Genomic DNA, 21562 nt, shown 5'->3' with positions numbered 1-21562 from the left:
TCTATCCAGAACAGCCGGGCCGTACCGCCGTTCAGAAGAACACATCCGGTGCGTCCGCCCGCAGCCTGTCCCGGTAACGGCGCCGCAGAGCAGGTGACGACCGCGGCCGGCACAGCGGTCGAGGCAGCGTCGAAGGCAGACCTCGAGCGGCCTGTCGGTCCGGGCCAACCCGCCGGCGTTGTCGGGATCCCACAAACCTCGGCGCCGCTCGCGTCCAGCCGCACCACTTCCGCACCCGTCAGGGCGGTGTCCCACAGGCGACAAGGTCCACAGCGGTAACAGGCCCTCCACCAGCCGATCAGGCGCAGAAACCGGCTGACCTGCCCATATACGCCCGGGGCGCCCGTGATTCCCAAGGTCAGAGCGCGGGTTCGATTCCCGTCATCCGCTCCAAAGAAAGCCGAGTGCCGATGGATCAGCCCCGCCCGCCCGGCTGTCGTCCCCGAGCAGGACCGCCCCCAGCACCGACCTCCCGTTTGTGAAAACCCAGTTACCGTCGGCCCGCGTCCCATCCTGGCTACGATCAGCGGCGTGTCCGCAAACATAATGGTCGCCGAAGACGATGCGAAGCAGGCCGAACTGGTGCGCCGCTATTTGGAGCACGAGGGGCACACGGTCACGGTCGTCGGGGACGGCCGTGCCGCTCTTGAGGAAGTTCGGCACAGGGAACCCGACCTGCTCATTCTCGATGTGATGATGCCCCGGGCCGACGGCCTCGACGTGGTGCGTATTCTGCGCGCCGAGCACCGGGAGGTGCCGGTGCTGATGCTGACGGCCCGTAGTACCGAGGACGATCTGCTGCTCGGCCTGGATCTCGGCGCTGACGACTACATGACCAAGCCGTTCAGCCCTCGTGAGCTGATGGCCCGGGTACGCACATTGCTGCGCCGCAACCAGCGTTCCGCCGGCCCCGCCCCTGGCCCCACACCTGCCGCCGTCGAGGACCGGGCGCTTTCGGTGGGCACGCTCAGGGTCGATCCGGCCCGGCACGAGGTGTCGGTCGGGGGGACGCCGGTCGTGTGCACGCCCGGCGAGTTCCGTATCCTCGCCGCGATGGCGACGGAGCCCGACCGGGTCTTCACCAGACAGCGGCTCCTGGAGGAGCTGCACGGCTTCGACAAGTACATCAGCGACCGCACCGTCGATGTGCACATCATGCATCTGCGCAAGAAGATCGAGCGCGCCCCACGGCGGCCGGCCCGGCTGCTCACCGTTTTCGGCGTCGGCTACAAGCTGACGGACCCCGCGAGGAACGGACGCCATGCGTCGTCGTGACGAGCGGGCGCGGCTGCCGCTCCGTAAGAGCCTGCTCGGCCGGCTGCTGACCGTGTCGGCGCTGGTGGCCTCGTGCTCGGTCGCCGCCACCGCCTGGCTCGCCGTACAGACGACCTCCGGCGCGATCCGCCAGGAGCAGGGACAGAACCTCAGCGCCGATGCCAAGATCTACAACACCCTGCTGGGCTACGCGGCCACCCACCCCGGATGGGAGGGCGTTGACGACACCGTGCGGGAACTGGCCCGGCAGTCCCAACGCCGGATCGCGCTGACCACCCAGGACCGGCGTCCCCTCTTCGACTCCTCCGCAGGCTCCTCCTCCGGCTCCGACGGCACCTCGTCCGCCGCCCCGCTGCCACCACAGGCCTCGGCGGTCGTCGACCCACTGTCCGTCGACACCGTGCTGGTGCCCGATGCCGCCTCCGCCGGCGCGGACCGCATCGATCCACGAGCCGTCGGACCGTTCCTGCTGCCCGCGAAGGAACGTGCGGCCCTGCGGCAGGCCACGGCCAGGAGTGTGCAGTGCCTCAACAAGGTGGGCGTAGCGGCGGACGTCGGCGAGAGCCCGAGCGGGCGGCCCCGTATCCAGCTCGTGAGCAAGAACACCGACAGTTTTCTGGAACAGAAGTGCCTGACAAGCGAGTCGTCCGCTCCCACCGCGACCGAGAAGAAGGCCCTCCGCTCCCTCAATCAACTTGCTGACGCCTGTCTGGAACGCCAGGGCCGCACGGGCGTGAGACTGAACCTGGACCTGTCCTGGGACCGGTCGTACGGGCAGGGCGCGACGAAGATCGGCCAACCGGCCGCCAGCCCCGCGTCCAAGGCCCTCATCGCCAAGGAGACGGCGGACCTTGCGGCAAAAGCGGCCAAGGAGGGTGCCGCCGCTGCCCGCGGGCTGACCGACGGCCTGCCCGAGGCCCGCGACAGCGCGTACGACCGGGCCATCGCGTCCTGCGTCGGCAGCGCCCGCCGCGAACAACTCACGGCCTATGTCGCCGCGCCCGCACTGCTGTTCATCGACGACCCCGGTGCCGTCAGCGTGCCCGGTTTCGATCTCTCACCGGCGAACACGGCACGCATCGCCGGGGTCACCGCCCTCGTCCTCGCCCTCACCGTCGGCGCCTCGGTGCTCGCCGGAACCCGGCTCGTACGCCCTTTGCACGCGCTCACCAGCGCCGCTCAGCGAATGCGGGACGGCCTGGACTCGGCGCCCGTGCCGGTCGGCTCCGACAACGAGATCGGACGGCTGGCCGCGACCTTCAACGACATGGCCGCACACCGCGCCCGGCTCGAGGAACAGCGCAAAGTGATGGTCAGCGACGTCGCCCACGAACTGCGCACCCCGCTGAGCAATATCCGTGGCTGGCTGGAGGCGGCACAGGACGGACTGGCCGAGTTGGATCCTGCGTTCGTCTCCTCGCTGCTGGAGGAGGCGGTGCAGCTTCAACACGTCATCAACGATCTGCAGGATCTGGCGGCGGCCGACGCGGGCGCGCTGCGTCTGCACCTGCAGCCGGTACGCGTCGACGACCTCCTCGGCCAGGTCGCCGCGGCACACCAGGGCCTGGCCGAGACCGCGGGCGTCACACTGGTGGTCTCCCCGGCGACGCCCGGCACCCTCCGGCCACCGCTGCTCGACGCCGACCCGGTCCGGCTGCGCCAGGCCGTCAGCAACCTGGTCTCCAACGCGGTACGCCACACACCGCCCGGTGGCAGGGTGACGCTGCGCTCGTACGTCACCGATTCCGGGAACGAGGTCGCCGTGGAGGTGTCCGACACCGGCAGCGGTATCCCGGCGGACGACGTCCCCCGCGTATTCGACCGCTTCTGGCGGGCGGAGAAGTCCCGCAGCCGGAGCACCGGCGGCACCGGCCTCGGCCTGGCGATCGTCCTCAGACTCGCCGAAGCCCACGGTGGCACGGCGGCCGTGGTGAGCACCGAGGGGCAGGGCTCTGTCTTCACCTTGCGGCTGCCGGCCGCGCCGGGCGGTGGTACGGAGCGGGAGGCGAGCGGTGGTGCTGCGGAAAGCCCCGGCGGTGGCGCGACGCAGGGCCGGACCGGTGAAGCGGAGGACGGCACGGACCCGGCAGCCTCCACCGGACCGGAAGAGACCGAGGAGACCGAGGAGACCACCGCCCGGCCCTGATGCGATGACCATGGCGTCCTGACCACTTCTTCATATGTGGTCGACAGTCTGGGGCCATGCCCGGAACCTGGTGCGACTCGGCATCCAGGTATCACCAAGGCCGGGCTGGAACTGGAGCCATACATGTCCCGCCATCTCCACCTGCGTTTCGCCGTCCTGACGGCCGTCATGGCCGGCGCGATGCTCGTCCCGGCCTCCGCGGCCGTCGCCTCCGGCACGACCCCGGCGCCGAGCGCGACAGCGACCAAAGCGCCGACCGCGGCCGACAAGGCCGTAGCCCGGAAGAAGGCCGAAGACGCGAAGGCCGAAGCCGCCAAGAAGGCCAGGCTCGCGGACTTCGCGAAGGCCAGGAAGGCCAAGGCCGCGGCCGACGCCGCCCAGAAGGCCCCGCGGGGCGGCGTCGCCGCGGGCGAAGCCCCGGTCGCAAACGCCGGCACCGGCATCACTACCCTCGCCGGTTCGGCCACCGGCGCTCTGCTGCTCGCGGGCGCCGGCACCTTCGTACTGCGCCGCCGCTCGGCCGAGCGGCGCAACGGCTGACCCGGCACGACATCTGACCCAGCACAACCGTGGCGCCGCCCGCCGCCGGGCGGCGCCACCGCATATCCGCCCAGTCCTGCTCTGGAGCCCGTTGTGTCCCCTGCGCACCATCCGGTACGGCGTTTCGGCACCCTGCCGACCCTCGTCCGCCTCGGCCGCCTCGCTCTCGTGGCACCCGCGGTCCTCACCGTGCTCGCCGGCTGCTCGTCCGCCCCCGACACGGCCTCGACGACTCCTGCCGCCGCTCCCGCCGCCCGCACCACCTCGCCCGACACCACCTCGCCCGAGGCTCCGGGGGTCAAGCAGCCCGCGGCTCCCACCAAGGTCGCCATCCCCTCGATCGGGATCACCAGTTCCCTGATGAAGCTCGGTCTCAACACGGACGGAACCGTCGAAGTCCCGCCGGCCGACAAGGGCATGACCGCCGGCTGGTACACCGGCGGTTCCGTGCCCGGTGCAGCCGGTGCCGCCGTCATCATCGGCCACAACGACACCCGCTTCGGCAAGGCCGTCTTCCACGACCTCAAGAAGATCGCCAGGGGCGCGGACATCACCGTCACCAACGCCCGGGGAGAGTCGGCGCACTTCACCGTCACGAGCACCGAGAGCGTCAGCAAGAAGTCCTTCCCCACCGAGAAGGTCTACGGCCCGACCAAGGACCACGCCCTGCGGCTGATCACCTGCGACGGCGACTTCGACGCCCAGGGCCACCCGGTGAACAACCTCATCGTTTACGCGACGCTGGACTGACGCCCCCGGCCGTCATCAGCATTGTCATCGGCAAAGGGGACTTCACGCTTGATCGTGGACACCCTGATCACTGGATCGTGACGATCCATAGGACAGACCTGCCCCCGTAGGGACGACGCGCCGCAGGAATGGACGGGAGACGCCACGCCCGACGCGCCTCAGCAGCGGAACCGAAGTACCTGTACCTGTACCTGTGGTTCGTACGGCCTGCGCGCCAGGGCCGGCCGCCGGGCATGGCTTCCCCACGCGCCGGCGTACGCGGTGGCCTGGAAGCGGAGGTACCGGTGAGGTCAGTGGCCGGTGGCGGGGGGCCGGGCCGGGTGCTGCCGCAAGACTGGAGGCCGGTTCGGCGGGTGGCACGGGGTCATGGAGAGGTTCCCAACGGCCCGGGAGACACCAGGAGTCAGCCTGTCAGGAGCCGAGGATCTTGCGCTTCTGGTCTTCGAACTCGGCCTCGGTGAGGACCCCTTGGAATTTCAGTTCACCGAGCTGTTTGAGCTGGTCCATCTTGGCCGTAAGCGGCCTCGAAGGCGACCGGCGCGCCGATCGGCAGATCGCCGATCACGCCGAGCACCGTCTCGACGCCGTTGGGCTGTGTGGCGGAAGTGGACGTGCGCGGGGCGCCACCGGATACAGCGTTCATGATCATCCCCTTCGCTGGGCGTACAGCCCAGCATCTGGGCCTTGTCCCAGGCTAAGAGGCCGCGCGAATAGGTGGGGCGGGTTAAGGAGCGGGGCGAGGGCCGAGTCTGGCAATGCGGAGGTGGGGGCACCTCCTGGGGGCACCTCCCGGCCGAAGGCTGGGGGCGAGGCGACGCGATGGGGGTGCCCCCTGCTCGAGCGGAGCCGAGAGCTTGTTGGGGGCACCTCCCGGACGGAGTCTGGGGGAGAGTCGTCGACCGACACCGACGACAACACTTCCAGGCGAGAGCCATCGGCCCGCGACGCCGCCCCACCTATTCGCGCGGCCTCTAAGCCCGCTGAGCACCGACAAGGGGTCACTTCGGCGCCGCCGTACCACTCGCGCACCAGTACGGGCGGTATCCCACAGGCAACCGAGGCCAGCAGCGGTCACGTGGGCCGCCGCGCGGTCGCCAGTCAGCCAGCGACCTGGCAGGACAAACCCCGCGTCGGCATCGACCACGCGATCGCCGCACGGGCATACGCGGCCGACGTAGCCGCACGGGCATACGCCGCCGACGGCCGCGAGGACAAGGCCCGCCAAGCACTGGACCACTCTTTGAACGTCACGTGCCAGAACGCGAGGATCGTTCAGGCAGCCGCTTTGGCCCGGTGTGGCGTGAACCGGACGGTGACCACGCCGAGCTCAGGAGCGAGGTGGATGTCCAGGTCGGATTTCATCGCCTGGGCGAGCCGGGAAAGCAGCGGCAGCACACGCGGAGGCGTGATCTCGTCCAGGTCCCAGACCCGGAACGCGGTGGGTAGAGGAGGCGGAGAAAGTGGCGGTTAGTGTGGGGCGATCAGGCCGACTGCGGTACAGCGGCGCTGCTGCTGCGAACGTTGCATGCAGCAGCAGCTGGATGCCTGCAAGACCGGCCGGGCGCCGGCGGCGTGCAGCTCGAAGCGACTGAGCTGTTGCTGTGGCCCCCGGCGGTGACAGGGTTAGTGGTTCGCGCTCTGGAGCGGCTTCCCCAGTGCCACCCCCCAGGGGTTGTTGCCGACGGGGATCGGGGTGCCGACGACCGTGTTGGTGTTGCTGTCGATCACCGAAACGGTGTTCGAGTTGCGGTTGGTCACGTAGACGCGGCCGCGGAGGGTGTCGGTGGCCACCCCAAGGGGGAAGTTGCCGACGGGGATCGGGGAGCCGACGACGTTGTTGGTATTGGTGTCGATCACCGAAACGGTGTTCGAGCCGCCGTTGGTCACGTAGGCGCGGCCGCGGAGGGTGTCGGTGGCCACTCCGACGGGTTCGGTGCCGACGGTGATCGGGGAGCCGACGACCGTGTTGGTGTTGGTGTTGATCACCGAAACGGTGCCCGAGCCGCGGTTGGTCACGTAGGCGCGGCCGCGGAGGGTGTCGGTGGCCACCCCGTGAGGAAGGTTGCCGACGGGGATCGGGGAGCCGACGACCGTGTTGGTGTTGGTGTTGATCACCGAAACGGTGCCCGAGTCGCGGTTGGTCACGTAGGCGCGGCCGCGGAGGGTGTCGGTGGCCACCCCGTAGGGGAAGTTGCCGCCGACGGTGACCGGGGAGCCGACGACCGCGTTGGTGTTGGTGTTGATCACCGAAACGCTGTTCGAGCCGCCGCTGGCCACGTAGGCGCGGCTGCGGAGGGTGTCGGTGGCCACCCCGACGGGGAAGTTGCCGACGGTGACCGGGGAACCGACGACCGTGTTGGTGTTGGTGTCGATCACCGAAACGCTTTTCGAGTCGAAGTTGGTCACGTAGGCGCGGCCGCGGAGGGTGTCGGTGGCCACCTGGGCGGGGGTGGTGCCGACGGGGATCGGGGTGCCGACGACCGTGTTGGTGTTGGTGTCGATCACCGAAACGGTGCCCGAGCCGGAGTTGACCACATAGAGGCGATTGCCGAACAGATCCTTGTGCGTCGCTGCCGAGGCGTGAGGAGCAGCGGCGGGTAGTAGGGCGGTGCAGAGTGCTGCCAGGACGACGGTCAACCGGGCGTGCCGCTGGTGTCGTGCCCGGCGGTGTCGGTATGCGAGGACGTCGGCTGATATGAACTCAGGCGGATTCGGGGACATCGTGCCTCCAGAATGGCTGGCTCTTCAGAGCCGTAAAGGATGAGTCGCGACGGCTGTGCAGCAATGAGCGCTCGGCCCTCGGTCAATGCACATCCTTTGGTCCGCCGCAGTGCTCTGCCAGCCGGACTGCTCCGAACGTGACCCGCCCGGCGGTCGCAAGAGAGCGCCCTCCCGGGCCGTCTCGGGGCCGCTTGACGATGGCCACCAACAATCTCGGCGACAACCTGATGCGCGGTGGCGACTACCGCGGGGCACTCCCGCTGTTCGAGCAGGCGGCCGAGGGTCTCGCCGGTCAGGCGATCCCGGTGCCGCGCAGCAGCAACAACGCCACGTCCACCACTGCCACGACGACCGCTGCCGCGAACGCCGCCCGCTCCCGGCGGCGGCCCAGGACCGTCCCCGCCACCGCGACCAGTCCGGCCACCACGAGCGCCGCCACTCCCCACCTGCCGGGCGGCCCGGCGGGTCCCAGCGCCAGGACTGCGGACGCCGCCACCAGCGGCACCGGCAGCAGCAACCGCGCGCGGTGCGGCCCCAGCCGGTGCGGCCATCCCCGTACGCCCGTCGCCAGATCCCCGCTGATATCCGGCAGCACATCGCCCAGATGGGCGCCGACCCCCAGTAGCGCCCCCGCGGTGACGACCCACCAGGCCGGCCACGGATGCCCCGGCAGACCCAGCGCCACGAACGCCGGGAGCGCGGCGAAGCCCACCGCGTAGGGCGCCCAGGACCATGCTGTCGCCTTGAGCCGCAGGTCGTACGCCCACGCCGCCGCCACCCCGGCCAGATGAACGGCGCCGGCCCGCGCGCCGCAGGCGAGTGACAGCGGCACGCACAGCGCCAGTGCGGCGTACGCGGCCACCCACACCTCCGTCACACCGACCACGCCGTCGACGACGGGTTTGCCGCGGCGGCCGGCGGCGATGTCCCGGCGTGCGTCAAACGCGTCGTTGCACCAGCCGACGGACAACTGCCCGGTCAGAACGGCGGCAGCGGTCAGAACACAGCGCGCGGCGCTCTGGCCGGCGGTCACGGCGAGCGCGGCCATCAGGGCGGTGACCGCCACGACGGGTCCGGGGTGGCACGACCCGGCCAGGCCGCCCACCCTGCCGGCCCACCGCGCGGCCGCGCCGCCGGTCGTTGACTGCTCGGGAGTGCTCACCCGGCCGATCGTAGGCGCCCCGGCCCCACCCGGCTGGAGCACTGCGCCCGGGACGAACGGTGCCGGGTGGGGATCAAGGGTGTCGAAGCCCCGGTCCGGGGAAGACGTGCGGAGCAAGCCACCCCCCACGACGGGAACCGTATGACCCGGATCGCAGCCGTTCACGGTGCCCTCGCGCCGTACCGTCACGCCCAGTCCGAGATCACGGACATGGTGGCCCGCACCTGCCTCCCCGAGGGCACCGACCGCCGGGTCCTGGACCGGCTGCACCGCAGCGCGAAGGTCCGCGCGCGCCACATGACGCTGCCGCTCGAACGGTACGGGGAACTGGACGGATTCGGCGCCGTCAACGACGTCTTCATCGGCGCCGCCACCGAACTGGGCGCCAAGGCCGTCCGCGGCGCGCTGCACACCGCCGGTCTGTCCGCCGCCGACGTGGATCTGCTGATATTCACCTCCGTCACCGGCATCGCCACCCCCTCGATCGACGCACGGCTGGCCGGCCGCCTCGGACTGCGGCCGGACGTCAAACGGCTGCCCCTGTTCGGCCTGGGCTGTGCCGGCGGCGCCGCCGGCCTGGCCCGTATGCACGACTACCTGCTGGGCCGGCCCGACCAGGTGGCGGTGCTGCTGTCGGTGGAACTGTGCTCGCTCACCTTCCAGCGCAACGACGCCTCCATGGCCAACTTGGTTGCCACCGGGCTGTTCGGCGACGGCGCCGCCGCGGTTGTCGCCTGCGGCGCGAACCGCCCGGAGGAGACCGCCGGCCCGACGATCGTGGACACCCGCAGCCACCTGTATCCGGACACCGGGCGCGTCATGGGCTGGGACATCAAGGACTCCGGCTTTCAGGTCGTCCTCGACCCGAAGGTCCCCGATGTGGTGCGCCGTTACCTCGCCGACGACGTCGAGGGGTTCCTCGGCGACCACGGGCTGAAACCGGGGGACGTGACCGCGTGGGTGTGCCACCCCGGCGGCCCCAAGGTCCTGGAGGCCGTCACCGAGGCTCTCGACCTGCCCGAGGAGGCGCTCGATGTCACCTGGCGGCACCTGGCCGACGTAGGCAACCTGTCCTCGTCATCGGTGCTCCATGTACTGCGCGACACCCTGGCTGATCGCCGCCCGCCGCCGGGCACGCCGGGTCTGCTGCTGGCGATGGGGCCCGGCTTCGCTTGCGAACTGGTCCTGCTGCGCTGGTAGATCACCGGACCGCCGAAGGACATAGGGCATAGGACATAGGAAACATGATCTGGTACGGACTACTGGTGGCCGCCGTCGCCGCCGAGCGCGTCGCCGAACTCGTCATCGCCCGCCGTAACGAGCGGTGGAGCACTGCCCGCGGCGGGACCGTGACCGGGCAGGGCCACTACCCGGCGATGGTCGCCCTCCACACCGGCCTGCTGGTCGCCTGCCCGGCCGAGGTGTGGCTGGCCGGGCGGCCCTTCGTACCCGCCCTGGCCTGGCCGATGCTGGCCGTGCTGGCGGCCGCCCAGGCGTTGCGGTGGTGGTGCATCGGCACCTTGGGACCCCGCTGGAACACCCGGGTGATCGTCGTACCCGGTCTGCCGCTGGTGACGGGCGGTCCCTACCGCTGGCTGCGGCATCCGAACTATGTGGCCGTCGTCGCGGAGGGCGTGGCCCTGCCGCTGGTCCACACCGCCTGGGTCGCTGCGGCCGCGTTCACGGTACTCAACGCCGCCCTGCTCACCGTGCGCATCCGCTGTGAGAACCGGGCGCTGGCCGCCGCGACCACCCCGACCGCGCCCGCGCCGGCGTGATCGACGTACTGGTGGCCGGCGGCGGGCCGGCCGGCCTGGCCGCCGCCATCCACGCCGCGCTCGCCGGCCTGGAGGCCGTCGTCGTCGAACCCCGGGCCGCACCCGTGGACAAGGCCTGCGGAGAAGGCGTCATGCCCGGCGGCGTCGCCGCACTGCGAGCGCTCGGTGTCGAGGTCACCGGCCGCGAACTGCGCGGCATCCGCTACCTGGACGGCGCCGCCCGTGCCGAGGCGGCTTTCCGCGGCCGTAGCGGGCTGGGTGTCCGCCGCACCGCGCTGCACGCCGCACTCCACCAGCGCGCTCTCGGCCTCGGCGTGCGGATGCTGCCGGGCAAGATCGGCGAGGTGCACCAGAGCGCGGACACCGTCACCGCCGCGGGCACCACGGCGCGTTGGCTGATCGCCGCCGATGGCCTGCACTCCCCACTGCGCCGCAGCCTGGGCCTGGAACTGCCGGGCATCGCCCACGGCCGCTACGGACTGCGCCGGCACTACCGCGTCGAGCCGTGGACGGACTTCGTGGAGGTCCACTGGTCCGCGCACGGCGAGGCCTACGTGACACCGGTCGGCGACGACCTGGTGGGCGTCGCGGTCCTCAGCCGCAGCCGTCGCGGGTACGACGAGCACCTGGCCGGCTTCCCGGCCCTCACCGCGTCGCTGCGCGGCCCGGCCGCCACCGAGGTACGCGGCGCCGGACCGCTGCTGCAGCGGGTGCGGCGCAGAGTCGCCGGACGCGTCCTGCTCGTCGGTGACGCCGCGGGCTACCTGGACGCCCTCACCGGTGAGGGCATCGCGCTCGCGCTGGCGACCGCCGGGGCCGCCGTCCGCTGCCTGGCCGCCGGGCGGCCGGAGGACTACGAGCGGGCCTGGGCCCGGCTGACCCGGCGCCACCGGCTGCTGACCGGGGCCCTGCTGGCCGCGAGCCGCCGTCCGTACACCGCCCGCCTCATCGTCCCTGCGGCGTCCCGCATGCCCCCGGTGTTCTCGGCCGTGGTCCGCGCACTGCAGTAGTGGCCATTCCGCCACCGCGGCCGGACGCCTCCCGGCGGCCGCCCCGAGAGCGCGGACCACCCGCAGCACCGCGACAAGGGACGGGCAGCCTGCCGTTGCCGCCGGGGCACGGAGATCCCGCGCGGCCCAACTTCTGGCCGCCTGAGGGACCGGTCCGAGGGCTATGCTGCTATACGGACGTCCCAGACCCCGGCGGGCCTTGCTGCTTTTGGCCTACATGCCTGCGGAGAGCGGATCATTCGTCCGGTCGCCCAGCGCATCCCCGAGGGAACCGGCTGGGTCCTACGCCCCGGAAAACCGGCTGCTGGATCGGTCATTCACCCGCCACCCGACAGTACGGACCGTACCGGAAGCCGGCCGGTCCTGTGAACCGAGGCGCCATGACCGTCACGCACCTGCTGAACGTCTTCCGGCACGACATGAACAACCGAGCGTTGATCACCCTGAGCGGTGAGATCGACCTGGACTCGGCTCCCCTGATGCGCGAAACGCTGGGCCAGTGCCTGCTCGACGGCATCCGCACCATCGACGTCGATGTCACCTCCGTCACCTTCTGCGACTGCAGCGGCCTCAACACCTTCCTCCACGCGCTGCTCAGCACCGCCGCGGTCGGAGGGTCCCTCCAACTGCACTACCCCAGTCCGGCGCTGGCCCGGCTCGTCGCCCTCACCGGCTCCGGCTCCCTCTTCCTGAACCTCCCGGACGCCCTCGCCGGAAGCCCGCCCAAGCCGCAGCCTTCTCCCCTCTACGAGGCAGCACACCCGCTCCCTCCCGTCGTGCCAGCCGGCTCGGGCCGTGTGCTGTGACGGCCCGGCTCGGGCCCGGACAACCACGGAAACCCGAAGGCCACGTGCCGCCCGCCACACACACGGTGCGCCTGCGCAGTCTGAACCGCTGGCAGGCCGAGGACCTGCGGGCGGACCTGGCGGACCTGTACGTGGAGTCCTGCGCCACGGCACCCGGTTGGGAGCACCGCGGCCGGGAGGAGTTCCTGCGCCGGCTGGCGGGTGGCATACGGCAGCCGGGGTTCGCCATGCTGGCCGCGGAGGCGCCGGGTCTGGTGGGGTGCGCGTTCGGATACCCCGTGCGGCGGGACGGCTCCTGGTGGAGCGGATTCCGTGGAGTGCTTCCGCGAGAGGTCGGGCAGCTCACCGCATCCGGGCAGGTCTTCGCGATGACCGGGATGGTGGTCCATCCCTCGGAGCGGAACCGGGGCCTGGCCGGCCGTCTGCAGGAGCGGCTGTTCGCCGGCCGGCAGGCGACGCTCGGCGCGACCCTGGTGGACCGGGCCAATCGCGCGGCTTGCGCCGGGTTCCGGTCCTGGGGATGGCAGGACATCGGCGTGGTCTACCGGCCACCGGGCCCGACAGTGCTGCGGGCGCTGGTCCTTCCCCTCGCGGAGCGGACGGCGGCGCAGGCGGGTGGCCCCGCGCACCACGCACGGACTCAGCGGCTGAAGGAGAACCAAAGGTGAGGCACGAGCATGAGAGTCACTGGATGAGCCCTGGGGCGGCAGGTGTGCCCCGTGACGTCTGGTAGCCGGTCTGCCCGGATCCAGGGGCTGGTGGCCGAACAAGCGGCTATGCGGGGTGCCCGGGTCAACGTGCTGGATGTGTGTGCCGCGGCGGTGGCCGCCTTGCCGGTCGGCGGGGCCGGGGTGTCGGCGATGTCCCGGAGCTCGGCCGGCTATCCGCTGTGCAGCACCGACGACATCAGCGAGCGGCTGGAGGAACTGCAGCTCACGCTCGGCGAGGGACCGTGCGTGGACGCCTTCACCCGCGGGGGCGCCGTGCTGACGCCCGACCTGCGGACCGATGAAGCCCTCTCCCGCTGGCCCGTGTTCGCCCCCGCCGCAGCAGAGGCCGGGGCGGGGGCGGTCTTCGCCTTCCCCCTGCAGATCGGCGCGATCAGCCCCGGCGTCCTCGACATGTACGCCACAGAGGCGGGCGGGCTGGACACGGAGGATCTGGCCGACGCGATGGCCTACGCCCACACCGCCACCCTGGTACTGCTCGGCACCGGAGCCGACGGGCCGGAAAACGGAGGCCTGGAGGACCTGGGCGGGTACCGGGCCGAGATCGACCAGGCCACCGGCATGCTCACCGAACAACTCGGCGTCAGCCTCGAAGAGGCCTTCATCCGGCTACGCGCCCACGCCTACGCCCACGGCCGCCGACTCGCCGAGGTGGCAGCCGACGTGGTCGCCCGCCGTCTCCGCTTCCCCCCGGACCCGGATCGGACCGACGATGACACCTGACGGGACGTCCCGCTCGCACCCGACGCAACCGGTCTCAACAAGAGGATGTGCACGATGGATCAACAGCTCCTTTCCAGGACGTTCGTCGAACTGGCGGACAATCTCGTCGCCGACTTCGACCTGATCGATTTCCTGCGCCTGCTCACCGACCGCTGCGTGGACATGCTCGACGTCAGTGCCGCCGGCGTACTCCTCGCCGACCTCAACGGCGAACTGCGGGTGATGGCCGCCTCCGACGAGCAGGTACGCCTGCTGGAACTCTTCCAGCTCCAGAACGACGAAGGACCCTGCCTGGAATGCTTCCACCATGGCACCCCGGTGACCGTCCCCGACCTGGCCACCGAGGCCCACCGCTGGCCGCGCTTCGTCGCGCAGGCCCACCAGAGCGGATTCGCCGCCGTCCAAGCCCATCCGATGCGGCTACGGGACGAGGTCGTCGGCGCACTCAACCTCTTCCGCACCAGCCCCGGCCCCTTCGACCCGGTCGACGCACCCATCGCACAGGCCCTGGCCGACGTCGCCACCATCAGCCTCCTGCAACAACGCTCCACCGATCGCAGCACCGTCCTCAACGAACAACTCCAGACCGCCCTGAACAGCCGCGTACTGATCGAACAGGCCAAGGGCAAACTCGCCGAACGCCTCAACATCGACATGGAAACAGCCTTCACCGCACTACGCGGCTACGCCCGAGCACACAACCGCCGCCTGTCCGACCTCGCCCGCGCCTTCATCGACGGCACCGAACCCCTCAGCGGCCTGGTCGTCTGAGCGCCCGTCATCCATGACCGTGACACCTGCTCAGGTCACACAGGAAGGGCTACTGTGAGCAGGGCAGCCCTGGCCCCCGGCACGACCGCAGGGACATGGCAACTCCACTGCCGGCGCTGTACGCCCGCGGCCTACGCAGAGACGTCCCGGCACGCAAGGGGGGCACCATGCTGCAGGTCATGGACTGGATCATTGTTGGGCTCGGCGGGGGTTTCGTGGTCTTGAGCCTTGCCCTCCGCTTGACGCCCCGCGGCAAGGCGAGACTGGCAAGCACGGCTTCCAAGCGGCTCTTCGGCGCTTACATAGGGTGGATATACCCGCTGTTCACCGGGCTCGGTCTACTGTCCGGCAAGCTCCCACGGCTTCTCGGCGCGCCTTACGCGGCAGTCATGGTCTTCGACACCGTGGGCCTTCTACTGGCGATCGCCCTGGGCGTCCTCATGATCCGGGCTGCGCTGCGTCTCAGGGCCGGGTGACGACGTGCCGGCCTCCTCGCCGTTCCAGCCGCGGAAGCGGTAGTTGAGCATGTGCACAGCGATGCCCCCCGCTTCGCCGCGCTCGGTGAGCTGCCCGGCCAGCGCCCGCAGGCCCCACACGGCGAGCTTCAGTGGCTTGCGGTGGCTGGAGACCGAGCCCCCGGGCAGGAGCAGGACGACAGCCCGTACCTCGGCCGCTCCCTGACGGGTAGTCAGCTCAGTAGGTGTTGTGGCGGCGCAGGGGCAGGGGGCGGCCGTCGGGGTCGGCGAGGAGTCGGTAGAGCGGGGTGACCAGGGCCGTTGTGACAGGTGAGAGTTGCGGGGTGCGGTAGGCCCGCAGGCGGCCGGGGGGCCGGGGGCCCTGGCGTCCGCCCGCGTGCCAGGCGTCCAACGCGGCGGCCAACTCGGCGAAGGCCCGGAAGGCTTCCGTCGGGTCGCAGAGGCCCTCCGGGTCGCTTCGGTCCAGATGCTCGCGGGCCAGTTCGAGGCGCAGGTCCCGGGCGTAGGTGCGGGCGCCGTCGCCGAGGCCGCCGGGATCGAGTGGCTCGCGGGAGTCCTGCGTCTCGTCCACGACGGCGCAGCTCAGCTCGGAGTCGTGGGTCCAGGAACGCCGGTTGAAGTTGTCCGAGCCCACCGAGGCCCATACGTCGTCGATGACGCATACCTTGGCGTGGACGTACACAGGGTTCCCCGAGTGGTTCTCCACTCCGTAGACCGCGACCCGGTCGCCGCCCGCGCGGTGCAGCAGGTTCAGGGCGCTGATCCGCCCCAGGAGGTTCATCGGCATCGAGATCCGGCCGTCCTGGTCGGGTTGGGACGGGATGACGGCGATCAGCCGCAGTCCGGGGTTGGCGGCCAGGGCCTCGGCGAAGCATGCCGTGACATCGGTGGACCACAGGTACTGGTCCTCCAGGTAGACCAGCGACCGGGCACGCCGCAGCACCTTCTGGTAGCTGCGGGCGATGCTGCGTTCCCCGTCCGGGGCGAAATCGTACCCGTGGATGCGGGCCGGGTAGGTGCGCAGGAGTTGGACGGTGTGCGTTCCGCGGGGCTCCGGGTCGGGCAGCTGCGGTGGCAGCGGGTCCGCCGTGGTGTCCTCGTGGTGCAGCAGTTCCCGCAGGCGGACCAGTGGGCTGCGGCTGAGCGGGGCCGGGTCCTCCCAGCGTTCCCGGAAAGTGGCTTCGACGTCGCCGACGGCGGGGCCATGGATCGCGAGCTGGACATCGTGCCAGGGCGGACGGGATCCGTACGCGGCGGCGAAGGGCTGGGTGAGCGGGTCGCCTTCGTGAGCCGCGTCGTCGTTGCGGCTGTGGCACAGGTCGATCCCGCCGACAAAGGCGATGTCCCGTTCGGGTCTTCCTGGGTGCCGCAGTACGACGAACTTCTGGTGGTGCGAGCCGCCCGGGCGCACCCGCATGTCGAGCAGGCACTCCCCACCCGCCGCATTGATCTCCTCGCCGAGATGGAGGTTCTCGCGTTCGCTGAACTGGAAACGGTCCAGATGCGAGCGCCAGACCAGGCCCTTGACGATGACGTCGCGCGCCGCAGCCTCGCACAGCACCCGGCCGATCTCACTGCCGGGGCCGCCGAGCGGCTCGTCGGGGTCGCCGCGCCAGTCGGTGAACAGCAACAGGTCGCCTGCCCGCTGCGCCCGGACCGCTGCCAGCAGCTCGGCGAAGTACACCGCGCCATGGACCAGGGGCCGCACCTGATTACCGGTCGACCAGGACCCCCCATCGGGGCGGCGGCGGTCCAGGCGGGTCGCCGGATTCCCTCGCTCGCCGGGCGCGAGCAGCCAGTCGGTGAGTTCCACGGTCTCCCTCGCTTCCGGCTGTCCGATCCGCCCGGCATACGCCTACCCGGAGCGCGAACCCTTATCCGGGACGGTTTCGACAGCGGGCGGCTGGCTAGGCGCGGGGCCGCCCCGGCACGCACCTGGTCACCGAAGATCTCATGCCCTACTACCAGGACGTCTTACCGAGCCCAGCCGATGCCGAGGCACCACCGGCACCGGCCGCCCCGGCCGGCGTGCCACGGCAGCGCCGTATCCCCCCAGGGGTGTCCGCCAGGGGTCTACCCCGGTGGCTGCGCGGAGGCCCCCGGCCGCGGACTGAGCGTCCTGCGGCCGGGGGCCTCCGACTGGTGCTGGTGCTGGTGCTACTTGACGGTGACGGCGTCCGCCGCAGAGGTGGCCGCGCTGGAGACGCTGTTGCCGGCGAACACGAAGCGCCAGCTGCCGGAAGCGGTGGCCTTGACCGTGGTCTTGATGGCGCCGGTGGTGGAACTGCTGACCGTCTTGACGTTCGTCCAGGTCTTGGTGCCGGACTTGAGGAACTGCAACTTGACGCTCTGCTTGCCGTAGCCCTGCCAGGTGTAGGTGTCCCAGTTGGCCCGGGTCAGCTTGCTGGCGACCGTGAGCGTGGCGTTCTTCTTCACCGGCTCCGGGGTGCCGTCGGCGACGGTCAGCTTGTCCTGACGCTTGATGGTGAAGGTCGCCGCTTTGGCCGCGAACGCCGTGCCGCCGTCCTTGCCCGTGACCAGGGCCGCCACGTACCAGGTGCCCGGCACCGTGTTGTCGAAGTCCTTCCTCACGTCAGTCTTGACGGTGTATGTGCACACCGAGGTCTTCGCGGAGGAGGCGGAGGCCTTGCAGGTGGCGACGGCGAACTCCCCCGCGTCCCCGGCCGTGGGGGCCGTTACACCCTTCGGCCACGGAGTCACCTTGACGTTCTTGATACCCGAGTCGTCGCTCACGGTCGTCGAGAACGTGAACGTCGTGGTGCCGGTGGTCCCGAAGACCATCGAAGTCGCCGAGGCCTTGTCGATCGTCGGCTTGACGGCGGTGCTGGCGAAGGCGGCCGGGGCGGCGGCGAGGCCGCCCAGAGCGAGGACACCGACGAGGGACGGCGCAGCGACGCGTATAAGCATGGAATCCCCACAAAGAAATGAGCGGCCCGCCAGATTTCCCCCCGGCGGTGCCTTGTTGACCTTCGCAGCTTATCCGCACCGTGAAGGTCTACCGAGAGCTGTTTCACGCCCGTGACAGGGGTGTCGCACGTCCCGTACGCCTCAGACGAACCACCTGTTCACGCGGGGACCCACCGACGTCCTGGAACTCGGCGGAAACCGGCCGGCCAACCTCGACGGCTCGGCTCCGACCGCCAACCGGCTCCGGGTGGGCGACAGTCGAACCCCGGAAATGTGGCACTGCCGACTTCTATACAGCGCCAAGCCTGCGGTCGTGACCGCGTTGCGCGAATTGCGGGAGCGGACGCCCTACCCGCAGGGTCTCGAGGATTACCTGGTCCCCGCCACGGATGACGAGACACTCGTCAGCCTCGCCTTCAAGATCGAGTCACTGCGTACTTGGCGCCGGAGAGGGTGATCGCCGCAGAACCGACGCCCGTCCTCAGGCACGACGGCCTCCGGCCGAGCGCTTCCTAACTACTGCCGTCGCCATAGCGTCGTTGGTGGCGGGCATTGGCGAGGGCCAGACCTGCTCCGTAGAGCGTGAGGACGCTGGCGAGCAGCAGGTAGTAAAGGCCCGGGAGTGTGATCATCCCCAGGGCGGGGGCGAGGGGAGAGAGCGGGAGCAGCAGGCCGATGGCTGCAAGGGCGGCGGCGGCCAGACAGATGGGTGCGGGGGCGGGCCGGCCGGCGCGGAGCAGGAGCATGACGAGGGCCTGGGTGAGGAGGTTTTCGGTGAACCATCCGGCGTGGAAGGCGGCCTGGCCGGCTGGGTGGCCGGACCCGGGGACGGTGAGGGTGAGGATGGCGAAGGTGGCGAGGTCGGCGGTGGCGTTGAGCAGGCCGAAGCCGGTGATGTAGCGGAGAAAAGCATGGGGGCGCAGAGTCGCGGGGCCGCGCAGGGCGGCGGGGGCGGGGCGGTCGAGGGCGAAGGTGAGCTGGGCGGCGTCGAAGCACAGGTTCTGCAGCAGGACCTGTGCGGGGAGCATGGGCAGGAAGGGGAGGAGCAGCCCGGCGGCGAGCATGGCGATGACGTTGCCGAGGTTGGACGACAGGGTGATACGCAAGTAGGTGACGATGTTTCCGGTGCTATGGCGTCCGGCGGCGATCGCGTGGCCGATGGCGGTGAGGTCTTTGGCGGCGAGGACGACGTCGGCGGCCTCGCGGGTGACGTGGACGGCGTCGCGGGGGCAGAGTCCGATGTCGGCGGTCTGCAGGGCGGGCAGGTCGTTGACGCCATCGCCGAGGAAGCCGGTGGTGTAGCCGCTCTCGCGCAGGGCGGCTACGACGCGGGCCTTGTCCTCGGGGGTGCAGCGGGCGAAGACCGTGGTCCGGGCGGCCAGTTCGGCCAGCGCCGGACCGCTGAGTTCCGCGATCCGGTCGCCGGTGACCACAGTGCCGGGGTCGATGGCGAGGCCGAGGTCGCGGCAGACGGCGGCGGCGGTGCCGGGGTGATCGCCAGTGAGGACCTTGACGGCGACGCCGCTGCGGGCGAGCGCGGTCAGGGCGTCGGGGGCGGTGGGCGCGAGTGCGTCGCTCAGGGCGACAAAGCCGGTGAGAGTCAGACCGTGCTCGTCGGCGGAGGTCAGACGACCCCGTCCGGCGGGGAGTTCGGCGGGGAGTTCGGCGGGGAGTCCGGCAGGGAGTTCGGTGACGGCCACGGCGAGCAGCCGCAGTCCCTGTGCGGCCTTCGCTTCGACGAGTTCACGCAAGCGCTGCCGGGCGGCCGAGTCGATTTCGGTGTCTTCGGCATCATGGCCTGCGGTACGGACCCGGGTGCACCGGTCCAGTACGTCCTCCGGCGCGCCCTTGACGACCAGGGTGTGCGGGCCGGTCCGGCCTGGGCGGCGCACCAGGGCGCCGGCGAGGCGGCGTACCGGGTCGAAGGGCAGCGCGGCCACGCCCTCGTACTCGTAACCTTCCGGTTCGGCGGCGTCCAGGATCGCTTCGTCGAGGGGGTCGGGGGCGGGGAGGTCGGCGAGCTGGAGTGTCCACAGGCTGTTGACGGCTGCCCAGTGCAGCGGCTCGGGGCCGGGCCGGCCGTCGGGGGTCAGGGAACAGTGGAGGACCGGCCGGTCCTGGGTGAGGGTGCCGGTCTTGTCCGTGCACAGGACATCGATAGCGCCGAGGTCGTGCAGCGCGGGCAGCCGTTTGACGATCACCTCGTGGCGGCGGGCCAGGATGGTGGCGCCCCGGGCCAGCACCGCGGTGACGACGACGGGCAGCATCTCGGGAGTGAGGCCGACCGCCACCGCGACCGCGAACGGCAGGGTTTCCAGTCCGCGTCCGCGCAGCGCGGCGTTGGCCATGAGGACCAGCGGCGGGGTCAGCAGCATGAACCGGATGAGGATCCAGGAGATGCCGTTGACCGAGCGGTCGAAGGCGGACTCGCCGCGCCGCCGCGCGGTGCTGCCGTACGCTCCGGCGAACCGTGTGCCGGCGCCGGTGGCGATGACGACGGCGGTGCCGCTGCCGGATGCCACGCTGCTGCCCTGGAAGCACAGGTGCGGCTGCTCGAACAGGGCCGCGTCCGCAAGGGGATCTCTGCCGGGGGCGTCGAGTGGGAATTTGGTGACCGGCTTTGATTCGCCGGTCAGGGCCGCCTGGTGCACCGTCAGGCTGCTGGCGCGCAACAGCCGCAGGTCGGCGGGGACCATGTCGCCGGGGGTGAGGCGGATCACGTCGCCGGGCACCAGCTGGTCGACGGGGATCTCGCGGGTGCGCGGCGCGGAGGCCGGACCGGCCTGACGCTGGACGGTGGCGGTGGTGGTGATCAGTTCGCGCAGCGCGGCGGCAGAGCGGTCGGCCCGGTACTCCGCACGGGAGCGCAGCGCGCAGCTGACCAGGACCAGAACCGTGATCACGCAGGCCGTGCCCCACGAGGAGACGGCGGCCGACACCAGTCCCAGGCACAGCAGTACGCCGGTGAACGGATCGCGCAGGCCGCGTGCGAAACGTGCGGGCCAGGAGACCGGGCGCCGGGCGGGGAGGGCGTTCTCGCCGTAATGGGCCAGCCGGTGATCGGCCTGTGTCTCCAGTAGTCCGCGCGGCCCGCTGTCCAGGCGGCGCAGCACTTCCAGGACGGTCAGCCCGGCCATATCGCGGGCGCCGCCGACTGCCGACGCCTCCCGCTGGTCCGGGGTGACAGGCGGGCGGCCGGCGGCCGGGAGACTTTCAGGCGCCCAGGTCACGGGCGCTGCGCAGCCGGGCGGGACGGTTGGCGTGGTCGGCGCGTTGGGCCAGCTGTCCGACCATCAGCCGCACCGCGGTCACCACGTCCGGGTCGTCCACCAGGTAGACCTGCCGCCGTCCTTCGCGTCGTGCGCGAACCAGTCCGGCGAGCTTGAGTTTCGCCAGGTGCTGGCTGACCGCCGGCAGCGTTCCGCCGACACGCTCGGCCAGCCCGGTCACATCACAATCGCCCTGGGCCAGGACCCACACGATGTGCAGCCGCATCGTGGAGGACAGCAGGCTGAAGGCGGCTGCCGCGTTCTGCAGCACCTCCGCGGTGGGGTCGGTCGGCCCGGCGGCGGAGCTCGTCACATGGACCTCCCGTGTTCTGAACATCTCCTGGCCGTGTTCCGGCGTGATGCGTGGCACCAGCGTACGCAACCGGCGCGCCGCCACCGCCCACACCTGGTTGCATGATTACGCAATGCGGCAATCTTCATGGCTATCCTGGAGGTCTATCCGGGAAGAAGATGACGAG

The 21562-nt window shown here is 70.9% G+C and carries 20 protein-coding genes and 1 pseudogene; 13 read left to right on the top strand and 8 right to left on the bottom strand.

Annotation, left to right across the window (positions count from 1 at the left end; translation table 11 throughout):
* The first annotated feature begins 546 nt into the window (after positions 1-546).
* From FCI23_RS12610 to FCI23_RS12595, 4 genes are all read left to right on the top strand, one after another.
* Positions 547-1275, top strand: a complete 729-nt coding sequence (locus FCI23_RS12610; RefSeq protein WP_136723738.1) for a response regulator transcription factor — start codon at positions 547-549, stop codon at positions 1273-1275.
* Positions 1262-3421, top strand: coding sequence for a sensor histidine kinase (locus FCI23_RS12605; RefSeq protein ID WP_136723608.1), 2160 nt, complete (start codon positions 1262-1264; stop codon positions 3419-3421). Before FCI23_RS12610 ends, FCI23_RS12605 begins: the two co-directional genes overlap by 14 nt.
* A gap of 123 nt (positions 3422-3544) precedes the next feature.
* Positions 3545-3961 (top strand): hypothetical protein, encoded by a 417-nt coding sequence (locus FCI23_RS12600; RefSeq protein ID WP_136723607.1) that lies wholly within the window; start codon positions 3545-3547, stop codon positions 3959-3961.
* Between the two features lie 132 nt (positions 3962-4093).
* The gene (locus FCI23_RS12595) at positions 4094-4711 is read left to right on the top strand and encodes a class F sortase (RefSeq protein WP_246143684.1); all 618 of its coding nucleotides are present in this window, start codon (positions 4094-4096) and stop codon (positions 4709-4711) included.
* A 411-nt stretch (positions 4712-5122) separates the two neighbouring features.
* Here FCI23_RS12595 and FCI23_RS12590 read toward each other — a convergent pair.
* From FCI23_RS12590 to FCI23_RS12580, 4 genes and pseudogenes are all read right to left on the bottom strand, one after another.
* Positions 5123-5221, bottom strand: a pseudogene (locus FCI23_RS12590) (SHOCT domain-containing protein); the annotation flags it as partial.
* A 762-nt stretch (positions 5222-5983) separates the two neighbouring features.
* A complete protein-coding gene (locus tag FCI23_RS62340) occupies positions 5984-6106 on the bottom strand; it encodes a hypothetical protein (RefSeq protein ID WP_265737740.1) in 123 nt (40 codons plus the stop codon).
* Between the two features lie 228 nt (positions 6107-6334).
* Positions 6335-7432 carry a YncE family protein gene (locus FCI23_RS12585; RefSeq protein WP_136723604.1) on the bottom strand — a complete coding sequence of 366 codons (1098 nt, stop codon included), beginning with the start codon at positions 7430-7432 and terminating at the stop codon, positions 6335-6337.
* A 292-nt stretch (positions 7433-7724) separates the two neighbouring features.
* A complete protein-coding gene (locus FCI23_RS12580) occupies positions 7725-8594 on the bottom strand; it encodes a UbiA family prenyltransferase (RefSeq protein ID WP_136723603.1) in 870 nt (289 codons plus the stop codon).
* Between the two features lie 141 nt (positions 8595-8735).
* On the opposite strand from FCI23_RS12580, the gene FCI23_RS12575 reads away from it, so the two are divergent.
* The 8 genes from FCI23_RS12575 to FCI23_RS12540 all read left to right on the top strand — a co-directional run bounded on the left by FCI23_RS12575 (position 8736) and on the right by FCI23_RS12540 (position 14886).
* A complete protein-coding gene (locus FCI23_RS12575) occupies positions 8736-9794 on the top strand; it encodes a type III polyketide synthase (protein ID WP_136723602.1) in 1059 nt (352 codons plus the stop codon).
* A gap of 44 nt (positions 9795-9838) precedes the next feature.
* Positions 9839-10372, top strand: coding sequence for an isoprenylcysteine carboxyl methyltransferase family protein (locus tag FCI23_RS12570; protein WP_136723601.1), 534 nt, complete (start codon positions 9839-9841; stop codon positions 10370-10372).
* Positions 10369-11382, top strand: a complete 1014-nt coding sequence (locus FCI23_RS12565; RefSeq protein ID WP_136723600.1) for an NAD(P)/FAD-dependent oxidoreductase — start codon at positions 10369-10371, stop codon at positions 11380-11382. The genes FCI23_RS12570 and FCI23_RS12565 overlap by 4 nt, the downstream gene beginning before the upstream one ends.
* 380 nt (positions 11383-11762) lie before the next feature.
* Entirely contained in the window at positions 11763-12188 is a 426-nt protein-coding gene (locus tag FCI23_RS12560) for an STAS domain-containing protein (RefSeq protein ID WP_136723599.1), read from the top strand.
* Positions 12189-12232: 44 nt separating this feature from the next.
* Positions 12233-12856, top strand: coding sequence for a GNAT family N-acetyltransferase (locus FCI23_RS12555; protein WP_246143670.1), 624 nt, complete (start codon positions 12233-12235; stop codon positions 12854-12856).
* 51 nt (positions 12857-12907) lie between these two features.
* Positions 12908-13639: an ANTAR domain-containing protein gene (locus FCI23_RS12550; RefSeq protein WP_246143669.1), complete on the top strand. Its 732-nt coding sequence runs from the start codon at positions 12908-12910 to the stop codon at positions 13637-13639.
* A gap of 54 nt (positions 13640-13693) precedes the next feature.
* On the top strand, positions 13694-14410 hold the full coding sequence (locus tag FCI23_RS12545; protein WP_136723598.1) for a GAF and ANTAR domain-containing protein: 717 nt from the start codon (positions 13694-13696) through the stop codon (positions 14408-14410).
* Between the two features lie 95 nt (positions 14411-14505).
* Positions 14506-14886 carry a hypothetical protein gene (locus FCI23_RS12540; RefSeq protein WP_136723597.1) on the top strand — a complete coding sequence of 127 codons (381 nt, stop codon included), beginning with the start codon at positions 14506-14508 and terminating at the stop codon, positions 14884-14886.
* Positions 14887-15103: 217 nt separating this feature from the next.
* Here the strand turns inward: FCI23_RS12540 and FCI23_RS12535 are convergent, their stop codons facing one another.
* Positions 15104-16699, bottom strand: coding sequence for a phospholipase D family protein (locus FCI23_RS12535; protein ID WP_136723596.1), 1596 nt, complete (start codon positions 16697-16699; stop codon positions 15104-15106).
* Positions 16700-17043: 344 nt separating this feature from the next.
* A complete protein-coding gene (locus FCI23_RS12530) occupies positions 17044-17814 on the bottom strand; it encodes a DUF5707 domain-containing protein (protein WP_136723595.1) in 771 nt (256 codons plus the stop codon).
* 313 nt (positions 17815-18127) lie between these two features.
* Here FCI23_RS12530 and FCI23_RS12525 point away from each other — a divergent pair, with 313 nt between their 5' ends.
* Entirely contained in the window at positions 18128-18271 is a 144-nt protein-coding gene (locus tag FCI23_RS12525) for a hypothetical protein (RefSeq protein ID WP_169316771.1), read from the top strand.
* A gap of 55 nt (positions 18272-18326) precedes the next feature.
* Here FCI23_RS12525 and mgtA read toward each other — a convergent pair whose 3' ends face one another.
* Together mgtA and FCI23_RS12515 are read right to left on the bottom strand one after the other, a co-directional pair.
* Positions 18327-21044, bottom strand: a complete 2718-nt coding sequence (mgtA, locus tag FCI23_RS12520) for a magnesium-translocating P-type ATPase (RefSeq protein ID WP_246143668.1) — start codon at positions 21042-21044, stop codon at positions 18327-18329.
* Complete coding sequence (locus FCI23_RS12515; RefSeq protein WP_136723593.1) at positions 21028-21420, bottom strand: ArsR/SmtB family transcription factor; 393 nt, start codon at positions 21418-21420, stop codon at positions 21028-21030. The genes mgtA and FCI23_RS12515 overlap by 17 nt, the downstream gene beginning before the upstream one ends.
* Between the last annotated feature and the right edge of the window lie 142 nt (positions 21421-21562).

The organism is Actinacidiphila oryziradicis (genome assembly GCF_005047355.1).
Classification (GTDB): domain Bacteria; phylum Actinomycetota; class Actinomycetes; order Streptomycetales; family Streptomycetaceae; genus Actinacidiphila; species Actinacidiphila oryziradicis.
Note: the sequence above shows the minus strand (reverse complement) of the source record. Positions and strands in the feature narration are given on the sequence as shown.